Origin of the sequence: Acinetobacter sp. Gutcm_16, assembly GCF_028649355.1 — a bacterium.
GTDB lineage: Bacteria > Pseudomonadota > Gammaproteobacteria > Pseudomonadales > Moraxellaceae > Acinetobacter > Acinetobacter johnsonii.
Genome location: NZ_JAQSUV010000033.1, coordinates 274427 through 299254, shown reverse-complemented (window position 1 = coordinate 299254; position 24828 = coordinate 274427). Strand labels below are relative to the sequence as shown.

The window sequence follows — 24828 nt, the reverse complement described above, 5'->3', positions numbered from 1 at the left end:
TTCCTTAACTGTGGACAACTTTCTCAATAATGGTATTACATAGCACACGCCCTTGACGCTGCTGCCCCACCACACGGCGTTGATCTGTCCGATAAGCTTCAAGATGTTGTTGTTGATTTAACAATGCTTGGCTGACCCAGTCGGTCTCCAAATCTGGCCAAATGGCATTGATTGCGCCCATTTTGTAAAAGTTTTCTGCCCCTGGGGCAAAGATGGCTGAGCTTTGCGACAACTCTTTTAACTTTTCGACTGGAATTTTAGTGACCCGTGCCATCGCGTTTAAGTCCATGACTTTCACTTGCGAATCACTGAGTGCATAAACTTCGTTTGCCATTAGGCCATAAGAGAGAAAGCCGCCACTAACCGCTTGACCGAAAATAATGGCAAGATTGGCATGTCCACTACGGCGTAATAAATCTACACAAGACGCCAAATGCGCGAAGGTACGGTTTAAGCAGAGTAACTCATCAGCACGGGAAAGATCTTGGCCTTGCGTATCCACAATAAACACCACGGGAGTTTTATCGCCTTGTTGTACCAATTTCAAAATTTCTGAGGATAATTGAATGGCAATGTCTTGATTGATGGGTGCTGCATTAACTGTACCCAAAATCCGTACTGGACCTACATCCGTCTGCGCATTGCCCTTAATCACATAACCTTCGATCTGATAATCCAGTTGACGCGGAAACAACTGTTGTAAAAGTAATTCTGTATTCATGAGCTCATCCTTGCTTTAACAACACAACTTCATGGGCAGACAACATCGGAATTTTTTCTGGCTGTGAAATTCCCATGTCATGCCAAATCTGTAAACCATCATTTTTACCAAACCAGCGTTGGTACTGCTGCTCAAGCTGTTGCTGCTGTTGCGATAATTGTTCTAAGTCTAAAGAAGCAGCCTTGGCATCTAGTTGCGTTAAAATCGTATCACGAATATCGGCAATATCATCCTCAACCAAAGCCTGTACATGGCTCAGTAAATAACGATGTTTACCGCCTGTAACGCGCCAAACCAAAGCACGATCTTTCGAATCAAACTCTTCGACGCCTTTCACTGTTTCAATCACTTCTGGCCCAGACAGTGCCAAACGCCCTTCTTCCGTCATGATGATGGCACTGCTCAAACACGCACTGATGCCCATACCACCAAAGGCGCCACAGGTGCCACCAATCACGGTAATAATCGGAATCCCCGCATTTCTTACCTGCAACATGGCGCGCATAATTTCGGAAATGGCAATGAGACCAGCATTGGCTTCATGCAGACGCACGCCGCCTGAGTCGACAAAAAATAGTACCGCTTGCGCTTGATCTTGAATGGCTTTATGCAAGAGACCGACAATTTTTGCCCCGTGGATTTCACCCACAGCCCCACCCATAAACTGGCCTTCTTGCGCCATGATATGCACGGGTGTTCCGTTTACACGCGCTGTACCAATAATCACGCCATCATCAAAACTACCTGGAATATCCAAAGCAGACAGGTGCGGGCTAACCTCCACCTCCGTTGGCTTTAAGATTTCTTTAAAACTCTGAGCATCCACAACTGCTTGAATACGCGCACGTGCGGTTTTTTCATAAAAACTGTTTTTGAGCATCACTTGATCCATGTTCTATACTCCCTTAAACATAGATATTGCTTGGCTTAAGCGTAGATTCACCACCGCTGGGGTCGCGCCCATATCATTTAACTGAAATTTAAGCCCTGCTACTGCATGACGTTGTGCAAACTCATTCAGCACAGACTGCCAAACATGTTGAAAACCGACGGCTGATGTCGTGACTTCAATCTGACAAATATCCGCTTGATCATGCTGTGAAACCAAAACTTCTAAATTTCCAGAACCAACGACACCACAAATAACAGCCGCTTGTTCAGCGCTCAGCGGTGCTGATTGTAATTCAAATTTTAACTTTTCCATGTCGATCACCAGTTTCTAAAGCGACTTGGGGGACTATATAAACCACCCGACCATTTAACTAAATCTTTCACCGATTTTGCCGCCAACAAATCACGACTGACCTGTGTTGGATCGATACCCAAATCTTCTGGACGTTGAATAATGCCGCGCTGGCGTAACTCTTCCACTTTGGCCTCATCACGCTGCATCCCCACTGGGGTATAACCAGCCACACCACGAATGGCTTGTTCACGTTCTTCTGGAGTACGACATAACAGCAAGTTGGCAATACCTTCTTCAGTGACAATATGGGTTACGTCTTCGCCATAAATCATGATGGGCGGGAGTTCGCTCTCCATTTTGTCCTGCAACTGCCATGCATCTAACTCTTCAACAAAAACAGGATGCATATGTTCACGGTACGTTTCGACCAGTTGCACTACTAGTTTGCGACCTTTAATGAGTTTGCCGTCGACCGCTTCACGCCCTGCTTTGGTATAGGCATAACTGGCATGACGGCGTCCATGCGGGTCAGAGCCCATATTCGGTGCACCACCAAAACCAGAAATACGGTCTACAGTTGCCGTAGAACTGTTGCCTTGTAAATCAATCTGTAAAGTCGAACCAATGAAGAGATCGCAGGCATATAAACCCGCAGTTTGACTAAAAGCACGATTGGAACGCATGCTGCCGTCACTACCTGTAAAAAAGACATCTGGACGTTCTTTAATATAGTCTTCCATCCCCACTTCAGAACCGAAGCTATGGATCGAATCGACAAATCCACTTTCAATCGCTGGAATTAAAGTCGGGTGCGGATTCAAAGCCCAATTGGTACAAATCTGTCCCTTTAGTCCTAAGGATGCCCCATAGGTAGGCAGTAACAATTCAATCGCCGCGGTATCAAAACCAATACCATGGTTTAAACGTTGAATTTGATAAGGCGCATAGATGCCTTTAATGACCATCATCGCCATTAAAATTTGCACTTCAGTAATTTGTGCAGGATCACGGGTAAACAACGGTTCTATATAGTTATACTTGGGACTTTCGATATAAAAATCGACCCAATCCGCAGGTACATCCACACGCGGTAACTTATCGACAATTTCATTAACCTGCGCAATCACAATGCCGCTTTTAAATGCTGTCGCTTCAATAATCGCGGGCGTATCTTCGGTATTCGCACCTGTATAGAGGTTGCCCTCACGGTCGGCCGCATGTGCCGTAATCAGGCAGACATTTGGCGTCAGATCGATAAAGTATCGCCCATACAGCTCGAGGTAAGTATGGATCGAACCAATACTGATTTTTTGCTGCTGAACCAATTGTGCTAGACGTAAACTTTGTGGGCCTGCAAAGGAAAAATCGACCTTAGAAGCAATGCCTTTTTCAAAGACATCAATATGACTCGGTAAAGCCAATACTGACTGCACGATATGTAAGTCATGAACCACCTCTGGATTACACTGACTTAAACTCTTTGACAAAAAGTCGGCCTGCTTTTGGTTATTACCTTCTAAACAAACGCGATCACCACTGGAAATTACCGTTTCCAAAAGTTCAATCACCCGAGCATGCTCAACTTGTTTTGCAAAGCCTTTTTCTTTGGCAAGATTCAACTTTTCTTGTCTACGGGTGCGCTGCTTATCCCATAAGCGCGTCTTAACCATTTGGTTCATGGGGTCACCTTTATGCTGTGCTTAGCCGAAGATGGCATTAATTGTGAGAAAAAATACAGAGGGTCCAAGTAAGCAACCAAGACCGGTATAGAAGGTTGCGACCAATGCACCATAGGGTACTAAACGCACATCAGTTCCTGCCAAACCTGCTGCTGTACCACTAGTCGTCCCTGCCATTCCACCAAAAACCATGGCAGAACGTGGACTTTTGAGATACATAAATTTTGCGAACAACGGCGTACCCACCATGAAAAACACCGCCTTGATCAAACCAATTGCAATCGATAATGCAATCACTTCTGAGCTTGCACCAATGGCTGAACCTGTTACTGGTCCAACGATATAGGTCATCGCACCTGCGCCAATCGTGGTCATCGAAACGGGATCTTTATAGCCCATCAACCACGCCACCATTGCACCAATCAAAAATGGAATCACGCAGCCCAGTGCAAGCGCGATCAAGCCCACCTTTCCTGCTTTTTTCACTTCTTTGACGTCGACTTCAAACGCCGTTGATGCAATGGCCAAGTCACGAATCATGGCACCACCGAGTAAAGCAAAACCTGAGAAAATGGCGATATCTGAAATGCCCTTTTCACCTTGAGTATAAATCCCAGCGAAATAAGCCAAAACTAGCCCCATGGTGATGGCGATGGCTGAGCTTTGTAACTTCCCTTTGGTAAGATATTTCGACAAAAGATGCGACACATACATCATCAACCCAGTCACTGCGAGCGCCGCGACGAGGGCATTTTTGGTAAAAACCGTAATTATTTCTTCCATTGCGTTTCTTCCTTGTAACCGTACAACTGATTGTTATTTCGTGTTAAGACAACACCCTTGTCCTTAAGCGGCTTTTTCAGTCTGCTCTACAGCCCATTCATAGCTGTCATAATCGCCACTGGATTTATTCAACCAACGAATCACCAAGACGGTACCAATCAAAGATGCAAGCGAAACAATCAGACCTAACATCCCGCCCGACATAGCAGCAACTACGTTTTGACCTGCCGACATGGCAACCACAATCGGGATATACATACCTGACCAGTACAACACACCAAATTGAGTCACTTGTGGTAAGTGCCCACGTTTCGCTAATAGTTCCTTCGATAGAATTAATAAAATCATGGCGATGGCCACACCACCTACATTGGCTTGGACACCAAGAGCAATCCCGAGGGCATTGCCTAGATAAACACCAAGTAAATGGCAGACTGCCAATATGGCTGTTCCGTAAATAATCATTGCTGAATCCTCCCTGGATCATGCAGCGCTTCTAATAATCTGACTTATAATTTGCTATAGTTATAGCTTATCTGTATCCAGTGTACAATGATTTGTACTCAAATAAACATAAATTGTATACAATTTTTGGTGATGTATGACTTCAATTGCGGAACTTCCTCTTTCTATTCAAATTAGTAAAAAGTTAGAGGATGATATTATTTATGGCTTTTTCCTACCTGGGACTAAGCTAGATGAACAAGAGCTTTGCGAACGCTATGGTGCTTCACGCACCCCGATTCGTGAGGCATTAAAGCTATTGGCCGCTGAAGGTTTAGTTGAAATTCGCCCACGTCGTGGTGCAATTATTCCAGCCATTAATTCACTTACCCTTTGTGAAATGTTCGAGGTGATGGCTGAATTAGAAGCCATGTGTGGACGTTTAGCAGCACGGCGCATTCAACCTGAAGAAAAGCAAGAATTACAGCGCTTACATCAGTTATGCCAAGACTATTTAAATCAGAACGATTCAGAAAATTATTATGAGGCCAACCGTTTATTTCACTTTGCCATTTATCAAGCCAGTCATAATGCCTTTTTAATTGAACAAGCGTGTACCTTGCACAAACGTTTGCACCCGTACCGTCGCCTACAACTCCGCGTTAACCATCGAATGAATCATTCATTTTCAGAGCATAGCGCAATTTTAGAGGCCATTTTTGCAGGGGATGAACAAGAAGCTGAGGCCTTGCTGAAAGCGCATGTGGTGATTCAAGGTGAGAAATTTACGGACTTTATTTCAACCTTAGAACATTTAAATCCTTAAAAACTGAACTTGTTTGAGCTAAGTTGTTCATGTTTTTGATGTTTAAGACCATTCATGTAGCGAAGAAAAATACCAAGAAATACATATCGATTTCTTGGTATTTTTTCTTGATGAGTGCCTTGATTAGAGCAGTATCAGGCCCCTCTCCTTCCTAAAAACTCACCGAATTGAAATCAAAAAGTGGCTTGAACGATGCGCAACTGCCCTGCGTATAATGATGTGATATAGAAATCAGCACTCAGATGACATATGATGTCTTATATCCAGTTTTATATTGAATACTTTCTTATGTCGACTCTCAAAGTAACCTGTGCCGAAAAATATGTCTTAATTGATCAAGCATTTCAATTCGATTTTCCTGTGCAATACAGCGAATTTCAGCAACTCGATCAAGAGCAGTTTCAAACACAAGTCCATGATCAAGATGTCATTATCATTAGTGATTTAAATGTTAATGAACAAGTTTTAGCCAACAATCCCAATCTAAAGCTCCTCGCACTCTGCTCAACTGGCTTTAACCACGTCAATCTGCCTCTGCTCAAACAACATGGCGTTCAAGTCTGTAATATCCGTGGCTATGCTGGCGATGCCGTTGCTGAACATGCGTTCACCTTAATGATCAACCTAATTAAAAACTTTAACCAACAAGTTGATGGCGTTAAACAAGGTCTCTGGTCAAATGGCCACAGTTCATTTTATCTTGCTGCCCCAATGGGTGAACTTAAAAACAAGACCCTAACCATCATGGGTAAAGGTGAAATTGGCTTATCGCTAGCGCAAAAAGCCGAAGCATTTGGCATGAAAGTCATTTTTAGTGAGCGTAAAAATGCGGCGCAATGCCGTGATGGATATGTGCCATTTGAGCAAGCTGTACAACAAGCAGATATTTTGTCTTTACACTGTGAGTTAAATGCTGAAACTCAACATATGATTGATGCTTTTGTATTCAAGTTAATGAAAGACAAAAGTATTTTAATTAATGTCGGACGTGGTGGATTAGTGCATGATGCCGATCTGATTACAGCAATTGAAAGCAAAAAAATTGCAGGTTTTGGTGCTGATGTATTGAATCAGGAACCGCCTGCCGATGACCATCCGCTACTCCAACTGCAACGCCTGCATGCCAATGTCATGATTACTGGACATATTGCTTGGGGTACAGACGAAGCACAGCAACGTTTATTTGACATTTTACAAAGTAATATCAATCAAAATATGCAAGGTGTAAAACAAAATCTTGTTTAAATACATCATGCTTCAATAGACTTTGTATCAATAAAAAAAGCAGCAGACTCGAATTAAGTCATGCTGCTTTTTTATATCAGAACTTTAGTCGTCGTTTAGTCCTAAAACTATTGCTTAAACTTTTTAATGCTTTTTGATAGATGAGCACGCATCATTTGACGTGCCAAAAGTCCATCTTGATCTACAATCGCATTGAAAATATTGACATGATCATGGTGTACTGTTTTTAAATAATCTTCACGATTCACAGGACTGTGTTCAATGGATTTTACTCGCGCGCGCGGAATAATTTTTTCACCTAAGTATTTCAGAAAATCAACAAAATATTGATTTTCAGATGCCTCGGCAATTGCAATATGAAAGTCATAATCAGCTTTCACTGTACCGTCATTCACATCAGATGAAATATGCTTTTCAAAGTCATCCAATGCTACTTTCATTTTATCGATATGCACTTGTTTACGGCGTTCCGAAGCCAGAAATACGGCCTCTGACTCCAAACTAATCCGCAGCTCTAACAAAGCAACGATGTCATTGATGGTTTCTAAGCTGGCATTTGAAAGTAAAAAATTTTGTTCGATAGAATGTTCTTTGACAAAAGTACCAATGCCATGACGGGTCTCGACATAACCAAGAGAACGTAATTCGGTAATAGCCTCTCGAATAACCGAACGACTCACTTCAAACTGTTCAATCAGTTCAAGTTCTGTCGGAATTTTTTCTCCAACCGTAAAGTCTCCTGATTGAATTTTTTCAATCAATTGCGCGACGATGATTTGGCTTAATTTTTTTGTTGATCTAGATTTAATCGCACTAGACATAATGAAAGAGACTCACCAAATATTGGAAAATTAGAGACTTAGTTTACTATAACCCAACCCAATAGTCCTATAGTAAGTTGTTTGGACTTCAGTTGTTATCGGGAGTGGGGATACATCATATCAGTCTAATCGTGTCATTCAAACTAACACTGTTTATTCAAAAAAGGAAATACACGCCTGACATGCTCGGGCACTATATTTTGAAGCCCAAAGCCTTCAGTAAGATTCGGACTGTTTTGGAAATTTCGCCTCAAATTCTGCTTTTTTATAAGCCTCATAGGAAGCCTTGCTGATCATGACCGCAGACTCTCGGCCTTTACGGGTAATTTCGACGGGATCACCCGCGACTGCTTTATCCATAATCATGGACAACAGCGCTTTGGCATTACTGCAATTAAAACTTTCCATAGAATACTGTCCTAAATAAAGCCACGCCATGATCAATCATAGCGTGGCTTTGGTTTAATCCATTGAATTAAAGTGCTGCTTTAGTCAATTCACCATTAATCAAACGATTAATTTGTAATGGATTTTCATCTTTAAGTGCTGCTGGCAATAATACTTGTGGTGTGTTTTGATAACACACTGGACGCATAAAGCGTTCAATTGCACCCGTACCTACCGATGTACCACGTGCATCACTTGTTGCAGGGAATGGACCACCATGCACCATGGCATCAGACACTTCTACCCCAGTCGGGAAGCCGTTAAACAATACACGACCTGCCTTACGGGTAAACAATGCCAACAATTGAGCTGCTGTAGCCAATTCAGCATCTTCACCAATGATGGTGGCTGTCAATTGACCTGCCAATTGTTCAAGACCTTGTAATAAGGTTGCTTCATCATCTACTGCAACAACAATCGACATTGGACCAAACACTTCATGTTGTAGTTTGGCATTCCCAGCCAACAAAACGCTTTGGTCTGCTTGGAACAAGTTCGCTGATGCTTGTGAAATCAACGTCGCTTCTTGACCTTGAGCAATCAATTCAAAGCCAGCTTCGGTTTTTAACTCAGCAACACCTTGTTGATAGCTTTTTAAAGTACCTGGATTCAACATCACTTGTGGCACAGCTTGCTGTGTATGTGCAATTAAGCCTGCAACAAACTGATCAAACTCAGGGCTTTTCACGCCTAAAATTAAACCCGGTTTGGTACAGAATTGACCACAACCCATGTTAAATGAAGCAACCGTGTCTTGTGCAATTTGTGCACCACGTGCAGCTAATGCCTGTGGCATCACCACAACTGGGTTCACGCTCGACATTTCGGCAAATACAGGAATGGGTTGAGGACGGTTTTGCGCAATATTGTATAGCGCCATACCACCTTCCAAAGAACCCGTGAAACCTACTGCTTGAATCAGTGGATGTGCCACCAAATCCGCACCAATACGACCACCAAAGATCATATTGAATGTACCCGCTGGCATTGCACAGTTCACAATGGCTTTTTCAATCGCTTCACCAACCAGTTCCGCAGTCGCCATATGACCTGAGTGAGCTTTAAACACGACTGGACAGCCCGCAGCCAAAGCTGCAACCGTGTCACCACCAGCGGTAGAAAACGCCAATGGGAAGTTACTTGCACCAAATACTGCAACAGGACCTACAGCCACTTTGCATTGGCGAAGGTCAACGCGAGGCATTGGCTTACGTTCTGGCAATGCAGGATCAATACGTGCGCCATAGAAATCGCCACGACGTAACAACTGAGCAAATAAACGCAACTGGCCCGTTACACGACCTGTTTCACCTTGCAAACGAGCCAAAGGTAAACCTGTTTCCAACGATGCAACTTCTTGAAGCTTTGGACCCCAAGCTTCAATCTGCACTGCAATTTCTTCTAAAAATTCAGCACGTTGCTCTTGTGTCGTTTGGCTATAAACCGCGAAAGCAGCTTCAGCAGCTTTTGCAGCAGCGTCTACTTCTTCAAGCGTTGCTTGGCTGTAGACATAACCTGTCAGTTGATAATCTGTTGCGTTAATGCTTTCAATTGCCGGTGCATGAGTTGCGACACGCTGACCATTGATAAATTGCTTACCATTATTAATTGCCATGAATAAACTCCAATGCCTAAATGTCTAAACTTATTGCGGACCTAAAGTTGCAATTAATGCAGCCAAGTCTTCGTAGTCTTTCGGAGTTAAATCGCTTAATGGTGGACGTACAGGACCTGCATCATAACCACTAATTTTCGCACCCGCTTTAATCATACTTACGCCATAACCTGCTTTACGGTCACGGATTTGAATAAGTGGTAAGAAGAAATCTTTGATTAAACGATCAGTCGTTGCCGTATCATTGGCACGAATTGCGTTATAAAACTCCATGGCAGTTTTTGGAATGAAGTTAAATACTGCAGATGAGTACACTGGGCAACCTAATGCTTTGTATGGTGCTGCAAATACTTCAGCAGTTGGTAAACCACCTAAGTAAGATAAACGATCACCTACAGTTTGGGTAATGCCTGTCATCATATCAATTTGACCAGAACTGTCTTTGAAACCAATCAGGTTTGGACATGCTTCTGTTAATTGCTGTAATGAATCAAGATTTAAAAGCGATACGCTACGGTTATAGAAAATTACACCGAAGTCAACTGAGTTACACACTTGTTTAACGTGTTCGATCAAGCCTTCTTGGCTCGCTTCAGTTAAGTAATGCGGCATTAAAAGAATACCTTGAGCACCTAAACGTTCAGCTTCTTGCGCTTGAGCGATCGCTTGACGAGTTGGACCACCCGCACCTGCAATAATTGGCACACTGCCCTTACAAGTATCCACCGCAGTTTTAATGACTTCAGAATATTCGTTGCCCGTTAATGAGAAGAACTCACCTGTGCCACCCGCAGCAAAAAGTGCACTTGCACCGTAAGGTGCTAACCACTCTAAACGCTTTGCATAGGTTGCTTTGTTAAAATCGCCATTTTTGTCAAAGTCAGTTACTGGGAAAGAAAGTAAACCGTCAGAAATAATACTCTTTAACTCAACTGCTTCCATTGTAACTCTCCGTAGTCATCTATAAGTTGTCTGACATCCTACAACATAAAATTAAAAAGTCCAATCTTTTTTGTGCGAAAGTCTCGAAAAGCGCCGCTAATATGCATCAAAAGCAAGAAAATCTATACTTATTCAACTAATTGATGATTCAATTCTCTTTTAAAAAAGAATAAAATACTTTGTAAGCTGTATAAAAATAACTCAAATTTAATCCCCACACTCAGTCATCATACCTCTAAATTTATTTAATTTATTAATTTTCAACAACTTAATAAAAAACAACCCAAAACTTAAAAAAAACAAATTGCAAACAATTCCAAAATAATCATAAGATGTCATACATCTTTAAAGACTGCTTTGAGCATTTTGGAAGAAATTGGTATTTAATCATGATGAAAAAATACCTATTTCGTTAAATAGACATGAAGTCACTCTAATTTGATTGCGCACAAATTAGGTTACGGATAAAAGAGTTTGTGTATGGAAAATTTACAAACGCAAAGTGCCACTGCCGCTACTACGGCTAGTCACAAAAAGACCCGCTATTTTATTTTAGCGATGATCTTTATTATCACCTCATTAAACTATGGTGATCGTGCAACCCTTTCAATGGCTGCTTCACCAATGACACAAGAGTTAGGTATTGACTCTGTGACGATGGGATATATCTTCTCTGCGTTTGCTTGGGCATACGTGATTGGACAAATTCCAGGTGGTTGGTTACTCGATAAATACGGCGCACGAAAAGTATATTTCGGCAGTATTTTCTTATGGTCATTATTCACCGTTCTTATTGGCTTCTCTGATATTTTCGGCAGCACTGGCGCAGTCATTAGTGTCTTATTTTTATTGCGTTTTATGGTTGGTTTAGCGGAAAGCCCTGCGTTCCCTGGAAATAGTCAGATCGTGGCTGCATGGTTCCCGACCAAAGAACGCGGTACGGCTGCTGCAATTTTTAACTCTGCACAATATTTCGCAACGGTTATTTTCGCTCCATTCATGGGCTGGCTTGTTGCACAAGTCCACTGGCAATCTATTTTCTGGATCATGGGTGGTCTAGGTATTGTGATGTCATTTGTGTGGTTGAAAGTTATTTATAGCCCAGTCAATCATCCAAGTATTAATCCTGCCGAACTTGACTACATCAAAGAAGGTGGTGGTTTGGTAAATATGGGTGAAGATAAAAATAATACTCAGCAAAAGAAAAAGACCTCTTTTGCCGATATTAAACAGCTTCTTTCTTCGCGTATGTTACTGGGGATATTCATTGCGCAGTATTGTATTAACTGCTTAACCTATTTCTTCTTAACTTGGTTCCCTGTGTACCTTGTAAAAGAACGTCATATGACTATTTTGCAGGCTGGTTTCGCTGCGGTTGCACCTGCACTCTGTGGTTTTATTGGCGGTATTTTAGGTGGTTTGGTATCAGATCGCTTAATCAAAATGAATCACTCAGTGACTTTCGCACGCAAGTTGCCGATTATTTTAGGTCTATTCTTATCGACCAGCATTGTGATCTGTAACTATGTGGAATCACATACTGCCATCATCTTCTTTATGTCATTGGCTTTCTTTGGCAAAGGCTTTGGTTCTTTAGGTTGGGCGGTGATGTCAGATGTCGCACCAAAAGAAATGATCGGTTTATCGGGCGGTTTGTTCAATACCTTTGGTAATACCGCGGGAATTGTGATTCCAATCGTAATTGGTTACATCATCAGCTCAACAGGTTCATTCAATAATGCTTTAGTCTTTGTGGGTATCCATGCTGTGATCGCACTGCTGTGTTATCTATTCATGGTTGGCAAAATCGAACGCTTCCAACTGAAAACCACTACACCTTAATTCATCCGCTTCATGCTTTACCAGAGCTGGCTATCTTCTAGCTAGCTCTGTTTGCCACTTAATACAAGGAACGATCATGCAACAAAGACCACTACTCATCAAAATTAATCCGCAAGACAACGTCGCGATCGTGGTGAACGATGGTGGTCTTGCGCAAGGTACGTATGTAGAGGCTCAGGACATCACTTTAGTTGAAGCTGTTCCTCAAGGTCACAAAGTTCTATTAACAGAGTTAAAAGAAAGCGATCCAATTGTTCGCTACGGCGAAATTATTGGCTATGCAAATAAAGATTTAAATGCAGGTTCATGGGTCAATGAAGCTGTAACACGCATGCCTGAAGCACCAACTTTAGACTCGTTAGACATGGCAACACGCCCTGCTCCAAGCCTTGAACCCCTTTCTGGCTATACCTTTAAAGGCTATAAAAACAAAGATGGTTCAGTCGGGACGAAAAACTTATTGGCAATTACCACCAGCGTGAACTGCGTTGAAGGGATTGTCGATCATGTGGTGAAAATCGTAGAACGTGAATTACTACACAAATACCCAAATGTTGACGGTATTGTCGGTCTAAACCATTTATATGGCTGTGGTGTTGCGATTGATGCACCTGCGGCAATTGTTCCGATTCGTACCATTCACAACTTAGCACTGAATCCAAACTTTGGTGGCGAAGTGATGGTGGTGAGCTTGGGTTGTGAAAAAATGCAGCCTGAACGTTTATTGAATATTCCTGCTGAAAACAAACGTATTCCTGTTGAAGACCAAGACATCATTCAATTGCAAGATGAACGTCATAATGGCTTCCAAAGCATGATTGACCATATTTTGGCAGTTGCTGAGCATCATTTAACCAAGTTGAATCAACGCCAACGTGAAGACGTATGTGCTTCCAATCTTGTTGTCGGTATGCAATGTGGTGGTAGTGATGCATTTTCAGGTGTTACCTCTAACCCTGCCGTTGGTTTTGCCTCTGACCTGATTGTGCGTTGCGGTGGAACGGTGATGTTCTCTGAAGTCACTGAAGTGCGTGATGGCATCCACTTATTAACGCCGCGTGCAGCAAATGAACAAGTTGCAAAAGATTTAATCCGTGAAATGCAATGGTATGATGACTATCTTGCTGCTGGTAAAGTGGACCGTAGCGCCAATACCACGCCGGGTAACAAAAAGGGTGGCTTAAACAATATTGTTGAAAAAGCTATGGGATCGATTGCCAAGTCTGGTAGTTCTGCCATTGTTGAAGTGTTAGCACCAGGACAAAAACCAACCAAAAAAGGTTTAATTTTCGCTGCAACACCATCAAGCGACTTTATTTGTGGTACACAGCAAATGGCTTCGGGCATTACCGTACAAGTATTCACCACAGGTCGTGGTACACCTTATGGTTTAGCCGCAGTTCCTGTGATTAAAATGGCGAGCCGTAACACCATTGCCAACCGTTGGTATGACTTAATTGATATTAGTGCTGGCGATATTGCTATCGGCAAGCGTAGTATTGAGCAAGTTGGTTGGGAATTGTTTGAGCTCATCCTGCAAGTTGCAAGTGGCGAAAAGAAAACTTGGTCAGATCACTGGGGAATTCATAACTCTCTCGCAGTTTTCAACCCAGCACCTGTGACCTAAATTTTGTCGGGTTGGAAGTATCGTTTTATACAGCTTTTAACCCATTCAACTCGAGAATAGGATCAACCTTTTTATGTTGCAAAACACGCTCGCATCGTCAAATGCCGTGGGTAAAGCACTGCTCTGTCTCATGACATCTGCTTTTCTATTTTCCATTATGGGCGTATGCATTCGTTTTGCTTCGGAAACTGTGGACAATCCAACCGTGGTTTTCTTTAGAAATGCCGTTGGTCTAATTATCTTTATACCCATGCTGTTAAAGCATGGGTTAAGTTTTATTAAAACTCAAAAATTGTGGATGCACACATGGCGTAGCATTGTCGGCTTAGCTGCCATGTATGGGTTTTTCTACGCGATTGCACATCTCAAACTTTCTAATGCGATGGTGTTTAGTTACTCTTCACCGATTTTTATTCCACTGATTGCTTATTTCTTTTTAAAAGAAAGAATTAGTCAAGGCATGATTGTAGCTGCGGTGGTCGGTTTAGTCGGCGTACTTTTAGTGGCAAAGCCTGATCAAGGCTTATTTAACAGCCTATCGTTTATTGGCTTAGGCGCATGTTTCCTTTCTGCAATGGCATTTGTCACAGTACGCGCACTCACCAATACCGAGCCACCGGAACGCATTGTTTTTTACTTCTGTATTTTTGGAACGCTTATTTCCTCAATTCCGATGTATTGGCACTGGCGTGTATTTACCCTCAAAGAACTGGCACTATTAATTACCGCGGGACTTTTAGCGAACATCAGCCAGTTGTTTATGTCCTATGCATACAGCCTTGCACCAGCAGGTCAAATTGGACCGATGAATTATGTTGCGATTGTATTTGCAGGCATTTGGGGCTTTATTTTCTGGCATGAAGTTCCAGATGTATTTAGCATTTTAGGGATTTCTATTATTTTAATGGCAATTTTGGCGTGTAATCCTATGATTACGAATAAAGTTAGGCATCTTTTGAAGTTTTAAGTTAGCCGAAATCGATTATTAAAAAGCTGAGCTTTTTACTATGTGCGGTTTGCTGCGTCAAAGCGCAATCCCACGCCTGCAATGGTAAAAATATATTTTGGAGTGACCGCAGAATCTCCAATTTTGCTGCGGAGTTTTTTCACCAAGATTCGAAGATAATGGGTATCTTCTTCATGGCTAATGCCCCATAACTCGGTCATAATTTGTTTTTGCGTAACGATCTTACCTTGATGGCGAATCAAGAGTGCTAATAGTTGAAATTCTTTTTTGGTGAGGACAATTTCTTCCTGAGCAAACGTCACCATATGCTCAGCCACATCCACAGATAATTGACCATCATTAAATACAATGTTCTGTTCAGACTGTTGTGGTTTATTGCGAAACATCACTCGAATACGAGCGCATAATTCCTGAATGCTAAAAGGTTTGGTCACATAATCATTCGCGCCTGCATCGAGCAATTTAATTTTTTGATTTTCATCAGGGCGTGCAGATAACACAATCACAGGAATATCTGACCACTGTCTCATCTCGGTCAACACCTGCTGTCCTTCCATATCTGGCAAACCTAAATCTAAAATCAGTAAATCCGCACCTCGTGTTGCCAAAATTTCTAAGCCTTTCATGCCATTTTCAGCAACATGCACCTGATAACCTTGCGCACGTAAAGCAATGTCTAAAAATTTTCGAATTTGAGGTTCATCATCAATAATTAAAATTGATGCATTCGGATAGACTGTTTGCGGCATAAAAGATCATTTAACCCTGATGTAACGGTAATCGTATGCGAATTAAAGTACCTTGACCATCTGTTCCAGCAAAAGCTTCGATACTGCCCATATGAGCGCCAATAATCGCTTTGACAATCGCCAACCCTAAACCTGTTCCTGTTTTACCGCGATCGCCACGCTGCATGGTATAAAACATATCAAAAATTTGCTCACGTTCATGTTCAGGAATCCCAATCCCTTGATCGATAATGTCAATTTGCAGAAATTCTTCCTCTTGCTGAATTTTCATTTCAATCGGGACACCATCTGGTGAAAATTTGGCGGCATTTTCTAAGACATTAAAAATGGCTTGTTCAATCAAAGCAGGATGCACATACAATTGCGGAAGTTCTTCCACCAAAGCAACCTCGATTTTCACCTCAGGCTGATAGCGTTTCAGTCGTTGAGTTGCCGAGCCAATCAGTTCATCCACAGCAATCCAAGCACGACTTAAAGTCAAACCCTGATGACCTAATCGAGTCATATCCAACAGGTTTTGAATATAACGATCCAATCGTTCCCCTTCAATGTGAATGGTGTCTAATAATTCATAGCGATCACTTTCAGGCATCTGTTCACCATAATATTTAAGCGTATCTGCTGAACCAATCATCGCGGCTAAGGGTGAACGTAAATCATGCGATACCGAAGAAAGCAAAGCTGAACGTAGCTTTTCCGTTTCAGCCACTACTCTAGAATTTTCTAACTGTAACGAGAGTTGAACCCGAGCAACAGTTTGCGCAATATCTTCAATCATCAACTCAGTTAAACGTTGCAATTCAAAACTGATGGTTTGAGCATTTTGATGAAAGCGAATTGCAATCACGCCATATTCTTTCACTAAATTCAGCGGAATGAACCACCAATCAGAATTGGTCAACGTATTGGTAAAACGTCCACAGGGTTTCGCATTCTTCTGCGTCCAATCTGCGGCAATTTGATCTTTTTCATTTAAGACGGATGGATCACCTAAAGACTGATTTTCAACTTTTAACCAAACCGTGGCATTTAATGAAGTTTCCAAATGTTGTTTGGCGACATTTAACACCTGTTCAATATCTACACAGGTCGATAGCTTGCGCTCTAATTCCTGTAACTGTAACGACACTGAATTTGCAGCACGTAGGCTAAGCACCTGAGCACGTAATTGGTTAGCTAAACGTCCGACCAGTAAGGCTGAAACAATGAACGTGATAATGGTAATCACCCCACGTTCAGCACTAATCATAAAGGTAAAACGAGGTTCAATAAAAAAGTAGTTATAGAGTAAAAAACAGATGAATACGCTGATAATTGTAATCAGCATGCGTGCGCGTATCGCAACCAATAATACAGTCACAATAAAAATTAAGGCTAAGTCACTATACCCAATAAAATGATCACTGATTGCAGCCACAATCAGTCCTAGCAATACAATGATGATACTTTCGAATACTTCGCGTCGATTAAAAGCCAAGCCTTGTTCCAGCCAAGATGAATGAACTGCATCGTTCTGCGGGCTGGTCTGATTATTTTGAGCTTTTAAAGGTTGAACAAAAGTGATTTCAAAAGGGTGCTGTTTTTCTAATAGTTGGTCAGCAATATGATCTGAAAATAAGCGTTGCCATAGCGATTTTTGAGGGCTCTTGCCAAGTAAAATATTGGATGCACCATAATCATAAGCCGCTTGTAAAATGGTCGATGCAATATGATTGCTATAGAGTAAATAAGTGTCTGCACCGAGCTTACGTGCTAGATTAAAAGCCTTCGTCACTGCAAAGGCTTGGGTCGTTTCAACCTTACTTTTTTGAATCGAAATGACGCTCCACGTTGCATTGCGTCTTTCCGCAATCCGATGGGCACGGCGCACCAAATCTTCAGAAAATTCAGAACCATCGATTGCCAACATGACATGATTTTGAATCGGTATAATCTGTCCTTGTGCAACAAATTTTTCTCGATAATCAATATCGACCTGCCCTGCAACAGTTTGAATTGCCAGATCACGTAATGCTGTCAAATTTGCAGCTTTAAAAAAACCTTGTAATGCATGGGATGCAACATCGGCGAAATAAATCTTGCCATGATTCATTCGTTCTAATAATTCAGGAACAGGTAAATCAACCAGTCGAATATCTTTCAAACGTTTAAGTAGTGCATCAGGTACAGTTTCAGTGACCCGAATCCCCGTAATTTGAAAAACCACATCATTGAGACTTTCCAAATGCTGAATGTTTAAGGTGCTATAGACATCAATGCCTGCATCCAACAACTCATTGACATCTTGCCAACGATATTCATGCCGACTATCGGGTACATTCCGATGGGCAAGTTCATCAACAAGCACAATTTGAGGCTTTAATTTAAGAATTTGGTCGAGATCCATCTCATCCAACATTCGCCCCTGATATTCCACAGGCTTCCTTGGAATAACATTCAACCCTTGAATCAAACGTTCTGTATCAGATCGACCGTGGGTTTCTACGACCCCGACTACCACATGCTGCCCTTGTTGCATCAATTCATGCGCTCGGGTCAGCATGGCATAGGTTTTCCCTACCCCAGGTGCTGCACCCAAGAAAATGGTCAAACGTCCAGATTGTTCACGCTGACTATGTGCCAACCATGCATCTGCTTTGTTATTACGGTCGATCTGCATAATTACGCTCTATCAACGTGTGGTCGATGACAATTGATCTAAGGCTAAATTTAGCTGTAGCACATTGACCCGCGCTTGCCCATAGACGCCGAATTGTGCAGGCTGAATTTGTTGTTGTACCAAATCACGCACTCGCTGCTCAGGTAAATGATGTTGCTGTGCCACGCGTTTCACCTGTAATAAAGCACTTTCAGGTGAAATATCTGGGTCGATTCCGCTTCCTGATGCTGTCACCATCTCATTCGGCACGTGTTGCTCAGTAATATGATTATTCTGGGCAAATTGCACTATTCGCTCTTTAATTTGTTTTTGTAAATCAGGATTAGAGATTGCCAAATTACTGCCCGCCATGCCATCGACATTGTAACTTACCGCACTTGGTCGTCCATGAAAATATTTTTCACTAACAAAGTTTTGCCCTACCAAGCTTGAACCAATAATTTTACCATTCAGTTCAATGACACTACCATTGGCTTGTTTGGGAAAGATCAACTGCGCAATGGAGACACTTGCTGTAGCGTACAACATACCTGCAATGAAAAAACCAACTGCAACCAAACCGAGGCTTGGGCGTAAAACTGAATAAACAGGATTCGATAGTTGAAGATTTTGTTGGTTCAATTGCTCATGCTTCAATAAAATATTCATTTCCAACTCCTAAATCCACAAGGACACAACAAGGTCAATGAGCTTGATGGCAATAAACGGAAAGACTACCCCACCTACACCGTAAATCAGCATATTACGGCGTAACAATTGCAGCGCACTGGCAGGTTTGAATTGAACACCTTTGAGTGCCAATGGAATCAACATTGGAATAATCAAGGCATTAAAGATCAAAGCGGAAATCACTCCACTACTTGGGCTACTGAGTTGCAGAATATTCTGCACACTAAGCTCAGGAATCGCCACTGCGAATAATGCAGGTAAAATCACAAAGTACTTAGAGACGTCATTTGCCAACGAAAAAGTGGTTAATGCTCCACGAGTAATCAGTTGCTGCTTACCAATTTCGACCACATCTAGCAATTTGGTTGGATCGGAATCCAAATCCACCATATTGCCTGCTTCTTTGGCTGCTTGCGTACCAGAGTTCATAGCTAAGCCAATATCTGCCTGCGCCAAAGCTGGTGCATCGTTGGTACCATCACCGACCATTGCGACCAATTTCCCTGCTGCTTGTTCGTTACGAATACAAGCCAATTTATCCTCAGGTCTCGCTTCCGCAATATAGTCATCCACCCCTGCTTCGGCCGCAATCGCAGCCGTAGTCAAAGGATTGTCTCCTGTCACCATAATGGTTTTGATGCCCATCTCACGTAGCAGTGCAAAACGTTCTTTAATGCCTTGTTTGATCACATCCGAAAGTTCAATCACGCCTAAAATATTGTGATTCGATGCCACTACTAAAGGGGTTGCCCCCTTAGAAGCCACTTGTTCTACACGCGTTTTGAGTTCAATGTTGTCTTTGATTTCTTGATGGGTAAAATGAAGAATGGCATCGACAGCACCTTTACGAATCGTTTGTCCAGTTGCTAGATCTACTCCTGAAAGACGAGTTGAGGCACTAAACTGAATGAACTCGGCATCTTTCGGCTCTTGGATGCTTTCGCCTAATTCTTTCCCAAGGCTGATGACCGACTTCCCTTCAGGCGTTGGATCGGCAAAAGAAGTCAGCATTGCTGCTTGGCGTAACTCACTTGGGGTTACACCTGCCAATGGATAAAAAGCCGTGGCTTGGCGGTCACCATAAGTAATCGTGCCAGTTTTATCCAACAACAACACATCAATATCACCCGCAACTTCAACCGCTTTACCTGATTTGGCTAAGACATTGGCTTTTAAAGCACGGTTCATCCCCGCAATCCCAATCGCAGGCAACAAGCCACCAATCGTGGTTGGAATCAAACACACCAACAGTGCAATCAGCAAGACGATGCTGATTTTGATCCCGACCATTGAACCAATGAAAGGTAAGGTTGCCACCACCACAATAAAGGTGATGGTCATAATATTGAGTAAAATACTCAATGCGATCTCATTCGGTGTCTTTTGACGGTTGGCGCCTTCCACCAAGGCAATCATACGGTCTAAGAAGCTATGCCCTGCTTCATTACTGACTCGAATAATAATTTCATCGGACAAGACCTTAGTGCCGCCAATCACACCTGAACGGTCGGTGTTGGCTTCACGGAGTACAGGTGCAGACTCACCGGTAACTGCCGACTCATTGATGGTGGCGAAACCTTGAATAATTTCACCATCCGCAGGAACAATTTCACCTGCTTTAACGATGACTAAATCATCCTTTTTGAGTAGATTTGCGGAAATCACGGTCGGTACAGCATTTAAATCGAGAATACGATTTGCCGTTAAGTTTTCACGGGCCTGACGTAAAGATGCAGCTTGTCCACGTCCCTTTGCTTCTGCAACCGCCTCGGCATAATTGGCGAATAAAACCGTGACCAATAAAATCAAGCTTAGGACTAAACCAAAACCTAAGCTGGTACTTCCCATCAAAGTCGCAGCAATCGTTAAAATTGTTCCGACCCACACACATGCCATCACTGGATTTTTAAACGCATATTGCGGTAATAGTTTATAAAAGGTTTGTTGAATAATTTCTTTATTCAAAATATCCATCTGTTGTGTCGCATTTGAATGTTTCATTGTGCTTGCTCCACGCTTAAACTTTTATCGACAAATAGTCAGCAATTGGCCCAATCACCAACACTGGCATGAATTGCAACAAGGTCAGAATCAGCACGATTCCAATTAAAGTCAGGGCAAAGGTTGGAGACTCTATGTGTAAAGAACCTTTGCTTTCTGCTGCTTGTGGTTTGGTTGCCAAACTCGCTGCGATCAAGACTGGAATGATCAACACGCTATAACGCCCTGCCAATAACGCGACACTGGCACTGAGGTTCCACCAAAGTGTGTTATCACCTAAACCTTCAAAACCTGAACCATTGTTGGCGTAAGCAGAGACATACTCATAAAACACTTGGCTAATGCCGTGAAATGCTGGATTTGAATTGCCTGTAATGGATGGGAAAGCGATTGCGATGGCCGTCAAACCCAGAATCACTACTGGTTGTAATACAATCACCAGTGCTAACAACTTAATTTCAGTGACTTCAATTTTTCGACCAAATAATTCAGGCGTACGCCCTGTCATCAAGCCTGCGATAAATACTGCTAAAAACAGATAAATAAAGAACTGTAATAGACCACAGCCGATACCGCCCCAAATGGCATTAATCAGCATATTGCACAGCTCAACCAATCCCGTTAGGGGTGAGGCAGAGTCATGCATCATATTGACCGAACCGTTATTCACTTGTGTGGTCAAACTTCCCCACAGTGCCGATGCTTCTGCACCAAAGCGAACTTCTTTCCCTTCCATCAAAGCAATATTTGGAATCAACGAAGATTTTTCAGCCCACAACGTTAATGAGGTTGAAGCCAATGACATCAGCAACATGGTGCCAAAAATCACCCACATCAATTTCTTACGTTGGATAAAGCGTCCCACCATAAACACCACAGACAATGGGATCAGTAAAATCGCGATCATCTCTATCACATTGGATAACGGCGTTGGATTTTCTAAAGGCACACTACTGTTTGGTCCATACCAACCACCACCGTTACTGCCAAGCTGTTTAATTGCAACCATGGGCGCAACAGGACCAAGTGGAATATGTTGTGTTTTGACTTCTGTGCTTTGATCCAAGACCTGTGCCGTTGGACCCGCAGATAAAGTTGCAGGCACACCTTGAAAAGTGAGCAGTAAAGAAAAAATAAATCCCAAAGGAATGAAAAATCGAAATAGTGGTCGGATGATATCCATCCAGTAGTTACCCAGATTAATGCGATTCCATTTGTTTTGATCTAGGTCTTGTTGTTGAGCTGATTGTAAAAATAATGCTCGCAACATTGCCACCAACAAAGCCAGCCCAATAATTGGCGATAAATATTGCAATCCAACAATGACTGTCATTTGCGATAGATAAGACAGTTGAGCCTGTCCTGAATAGTGTTGTTGGTTGGTATTGGTCAGGAATGAAATAGTGGTATGTAAAGCCAAATCCCAATTCATATTCGGAATATGATCAGGATTCAATGGGAGCCATGCCTGTGTCATTAAAATAGTCACACTCGCCCCAAGCAGTAGAACATTACTCAGAACAAAAGCACCTAGATATTGCCGCCAGTTCATACCCACTTGCTTCACATTTAGAACAGCGTAGATCGGTTGTTCAATCCACTTAAAAAAGCGGTCACTCTTCATTGGTTTGGTTTGCATTACATCCGCAAGATAGTGTCCTAGCGGATAAGCCAACAGCAATGAAAGGATAAATACTGAAATAAATTCCCACATAGCATATGCCATTAAAAATAGGTCAGCTTTAGTATGGAAATTGAGGGCGTAAATTCTCTATATTCAAAAATGCGGATGGCGTAAATTTTGCGTAAATTATTTTATTTAAAATTTAATAAGCATCTTTTTCTTATCATTATTTCAACGTTTTTAGTTCCGATGACAACTCAGTCAAAAAAGTGAAGCAATGATTGGCTTACTCTTTAGATAACTGAAATTCTGATCACATGCTCCTTAAGCAACCTTCTATGTCTACATCCTGTTTGGTCACGTTTCGATTTCTATGCAATTTTTCATCTAAACAAAGGATAATCCAAGGTATACACAAGAGTGATGACAAAAAATTCAAAAACCATTCATTTAGAGCGTTGAATAGGGTCCAAGAGTTTTTATCGCTGAATAGAATATGATTTTAGAATATTTTCGTTTGGATGCACCATTCTACGGTCTTCATCATTTTCTTCATTCAGAAAACATCCGCAACGACCCTAAATACGCATACAGCACATGAACACTCTATCCATCTCAAGACCTATGACATAAAAAAACTAAAAAACTTCCTCCGCCCCATTTCAAAGTAGTACGAAATGCCTTAAAACAGATTCCAATTTTTAATTATTAACTTTTTTATTTATGCACAACTTGGAATTACTCAAAGCCTTATTCTTAGGGCTTATCGAAGGATTAACGGAGTTTCTACCGATTTCCAGTACGGGGCATTTGATTCTTTTTGGTCATCTCATTGATTTCCAATCCGATGCGGGACGTGCATTTGAAGTCGTGATTCAGCTCGGTGCAATTTTGGCGGTTTGCTGGTTGTACCGGCACAAAATTATTGAACTGGTTCGAGGCTTTTTTTCTGGCGACCAACACGCGCGACGTTTTGCCATCAATGTCATCTTGGCCTTCATTCCTGCAGTGGTCATTGGGGTGCTAGCAGTTGATTTTATTAAACAAGTGCTATTTAGCCCGCTGGTAGTGGCATGTGCACTGATTATCGGGGGATTGATTATTTTTGCAGTAGAAGCTCGAAAAATTGAGCCTAAAACTATTGAAGCAACGGATATTACCATCAAACAAGCCATTATCGTTGGTTTTGCACAATGCATCGCAATGATTCCAGGTACTTCGCGTTCAGGTGCAACCATCATTGGCGGGATGTTATCGGGGCTTTCTCGTAAAGCAGCAACGGAATTCTCTTTCTTTCTAGCCATGCCGACTATGCTCGGTGCAGCAACCTATGACCTAATTCGCAATGCAAGTGTACTAACCTCTGATAATTTACTGAATATTTCTGTTGGCTTTGTCGCAGCATTTATTGCGGCATTACTTGTTGTAAAAGCTTTAGTAAAATTTGTAGAAAAACATACGTTAAGAGTATTTGCTTGGTATCGCGTCGTTTTAGGTGTGATTTTATTAATTGTATTCTTATAATTGAAAAATTCAAATGAGTAAGACTTTGTTTAAAATGGAGTCTTATTCAAAAAATCATTTTTCTCAGCCTTTTAAGCCTTTCTGCTCCAAACTATACTAGACACCATATTTAAAATTTTAATATGTCATACATCATTACCACTTCTTCAAGCATTATCAGAATTTTTGGGACGATATTTACGGATGCTATTGACCTCTCCCTGATTGAATAAATTTAGCTATTAGGAATCTTAGATAGAATTAATACCAATCTAACCCTCAATCAAATTTTACTGAAATCAATACTCTGTACACATCCCAAGAAGAAAATTTAATAAAGTCATTAAAGTTAAGCTTTCTAAATAAAAGTCAACTTTCTTCAGGCTAATATAATAATTTTACATCCTTTTTACACAGTTTATTTACAATGCTTTATGTAATAATTTAGATGAAAATTAACAGTTATTTACATCATTAC

The 24828-nt window shown here is 41.8% G+C and carries 21 protein-coding genes; 6 read left to right on the top strand and 15 right to left on the bottom strand.

What is annotated here, in order from left to right; all coding sequences use genetic code 11:
- Positions 1–4: 4 nt before the first annotated feature.
- The 6 genes from mdcE to madL form a co-directional block, all read right to left on the bottom strand.
- Positions 5–721, bottom strand: a complete 717-nt coding sequence (gene mdcE, locus PTT44_RS11960) for a biotin-independent malonate decarboxylase subunit gamma (protein ID WP_168158469.1) — start codon at positions 719–721, stop codon at positions 5–7.
- Positions 722–725: 4 nt separating this feature from the next.
- Positions 726–1613 (bottom strand): biotin-independent malonate decarboxylase subunit beta, encoded by an 888-nt coding sequence (locus PTT44_RS11955; RefSeq protein ID WP_168158470.1) that lies wholly within the window; start codon positions 1611–1613, stop codon positions 726–728.
- A gap of 3 nt (positions 1614–1616) precedes the next feature.
- Positions 1617–1925 carry a malonate decarboxylase acyl carrier protein gene (gene mdcC / locus PTT44_RS11950; RefSeq protein WP_016166424.1) on the bottom strand — a complete coding sequence of 103 codons (309 nt, stop codon included), beginning with the start codon at positions 1923–1925 and terminating at the stop codon, positions 1617–1619.
- Positions 1926–1930: 5 nt separating this feature from the next.
- The gene (gene mdcA, locus PTT44_RS11945; protein ID WP_168158471.1) at positions 1931–3586 is read right to left on the bottom strand and encodes a malonate decarboxylase subunit alpha; all 1656 of its coding nucleotides are present in this window, start codon (positions 3584–3586) and stop codon (positions 1931–1933) included.
- Between the two features lie 21 nt (positions 3587–3607).
- On the bottom strand, positions 3608–4369 hold the full coding sequence (gene madM / locus PTT44_RS11940; RefSeq protein ID WP_168158472.1) for a malonate transporter subunit MadM: 762 nt from the start codon (positions 4367–4369) through the stop codon (positions 3608–3610).
- 63 nt (positions 4370–4432) lie between these two features.
- On the bottom strand, positions 4433–4834 hold the full coding sequence (gene madL, locus PTT44_RS11935; protein ID WP_062035311.1) for a malonate transporter subunit MadL: 402 nt from the start codon (positions 4832–4834) through the stop codon (positions 4433–4435).
- Positions 4835–4970: 136 nt separating this feature from the next.
- Between madL and PTT44_RS11930 the strand changes: the two genes are divergently transcribed.
- Entirely contained in the window at positions 4971–5639 is a 669-nt protein-coding gene (locus PTT44_RS11930) for a GntR family transcriptional regulator (RefSeq protein ID WP_168158473.1), read from the top strand.
- 288 nt (positions 5640–5927) lie between these two features.
- Positions 5928–6884, top strand: coding sequence for an NAD(P)-dependent oxidoreductase (locus PTT44_RS11925; protein ID WP_168158474.1), 957 nt, complete (start codon positions 5928–5930; stop codon positions 6882–6884).
- Positions 6885–6991: 107 nt separating this feature from the next.
- Here PTT44_RS11925 and PTT44_RS11920 read toward each other — a convergent pair whose 3' ends face one another.
- The 4 genes from PTT44_RS11920 to kdgD form a co-directional block, all read right to left on the bottom strand.
- The gene (locus tag PTT44_RS11920; protein ID WP_168158475.1) at positions 6992–7705 is read right to left on the bottom strand and encodes a FadR/GntR family transcriptional regulator; all 714 of its coding nucleotides are present in this window, start codon (positions 7703–7705) and stop codon (positions 6992–6994) included.
- 216 nt (positions 7706–7921) lie between these two features.
- On the bottom strand, positions 7922–8113 hold the full coding sequence (locus PTT44_RS11915) for a type II toxin-antitoxin system Phd/YefM family antitoxin (protein WP_004981514.1): 192 nt from the start codon (positions 8111–8113) through the stop codon (positions 7922–7924).
- Between the two features lie 67 nt (positions 8114–8180).
- A complete protein-coding gene (locus PTT44_RS11910) occupies positions 8181–9767 on the bottom strand; it encodes an aldehyde dehydrogenase (NADP(+)) (RefSeq protein WP_168158476.1) in 1587 nt (528 codons plus the stop codon).
- Between the two features lie 30 nt (positions 9768–9797).
- A complete protein-coding gene (kdgD, locus tag PTT44_RS11905) occupies positions 9798–10709 on the bottom strand; it encodes a 5-dehydro-4-deoxyglucarate dehydratase (RefSeq protein ID WP_168158477.1) in 912 nt (303 codons plus the stop codon).
- A gap of 480 nt (positions 10710–11189) precedes the next feature.
- On the opposite strand from kdgD, the gene PTT44_RS11900 reads away from it, so the two are divergent.
- The 3 genes from PTT44_RS11900 to PTT44_RS11890 all read left to right on the top strand — a co-directional run bounded on the left by PTT44_RS11900 (position 11190) and on the right by PTT44_RS11890 (position 15145).
- Positions 11190–12551: an MFS transporter gene (locus tag PTT44_RS11900; RefSeq protein ID WP_168158478.1), complete on the top strand. Its 1362-nt coding sequence runs from the start codon at positions 11190–11192 to the stop codon at positions 12549–12551.
- Between the two features lie 76 nt (positions 12552–12627).
- Positions 12628–14178: a galactarate dehydratase gene (garD, locus tag PTT44_RS11895; protein ID WP_234951282.1), complete on the top strand. Its 1551-nt coding sequence runs from the start codon at positions 12628–12630 to the stop codon at positions 14176–14178.
- A 76-nt stretch (positions 14179–14254) separates the two neighbouring features.
- A complete protein-coding gene (locus tag PTT44_RS11890) occupies positions 14255–15145 on the top strand; it encodes a DMT family transporter (RefSeq protein WP_435781931.1) in 891 nt (296 codons plus the stop codon).
- A 38-nt stretch (positions 15146–15183) separates the two neighbouring features.
- Here the strand turns inward: PTT44_RS11890 and PTT44_RS11885 are convergent, their stop codons facing one another.
- The 5 genes from PTT44_RS11885 to kdpA are packed head-to-tail and all read right to left on the bottom strand — an operon-like array spanning position 15184 to position 22937.
- A complete protein-coding gene (locus PTT44_RS11885) occupies positions 15184–15894 on the bottom strand; it encodes a response regulator (RefSeq protein WP_273795650.1) in 711 nt (236 codons plus the stop codon).
- A 10-nt stretch (positions 15895–15904) separates the two neighbouring features.
- On the bottom strand, positions 15905–18553 hold the full coding sequence (locus tag PTT44_RS11880) for a sensor histidine kinase (protein WP_168158482.1): 2649 nt from the start codon (positions 18551–18553) through the stop codon (positions 15905–15907).
- A gap of 12 nt (positions 18554–18565) precedes the next feature.
- Positions 18566–19201, bottom strand: a complete 636-nt coding sequence (kdpC, locus tag PTT44_RS11875; protein ID WP_168158483.1) for a potassium-transporting ATPase subunit KdpC — start codon at positions 19199–19201, stop codon at positions 18566–18568.
- Positions 19202–19210: 9 nt separating this feature from the next.
- Complete coding sequence (gene kdpB, locus PTT44_RS11870) at positions 19211–21223, bottom strand: potassium-transporting ATPase subunit KdpB (protein ID WP_168158484.1); 2013 nt, start codon at positions 21221–21223, stop codon at positions 19211–19213.
- A 16-nt stretch (positions 21224–21239) separates the two neighbouring features.
- Positions 21240–22937 (bottom strand): potassium-transporting ATPase subunit KdpA, encoded by a 1698-nt coding sequence (kdpA, locus tag PTT44_RS11865; protein WP_168158485.1) that lies wholly within the window; start codon positions 22935–22937, stop codon positions 21240–21242.
- Positions 22938–23570: 633 nt separating this feature from the next.
- Here kdpA and PTT44_RS11860 point away from each other — a divergent pair.
- On the top strand, positions 23571–24371 hold the full coding sequence (locus PTT44_RS11860; protein ID WP_168158486.1) for an undecaprenyl-diphosphate phosphatase: 801 nt from the start codon (positions 23571–23573) through the stop codon (positions 24369–24371).
- Positions 24372–24828: the final 457 nt, after the last annotated feature.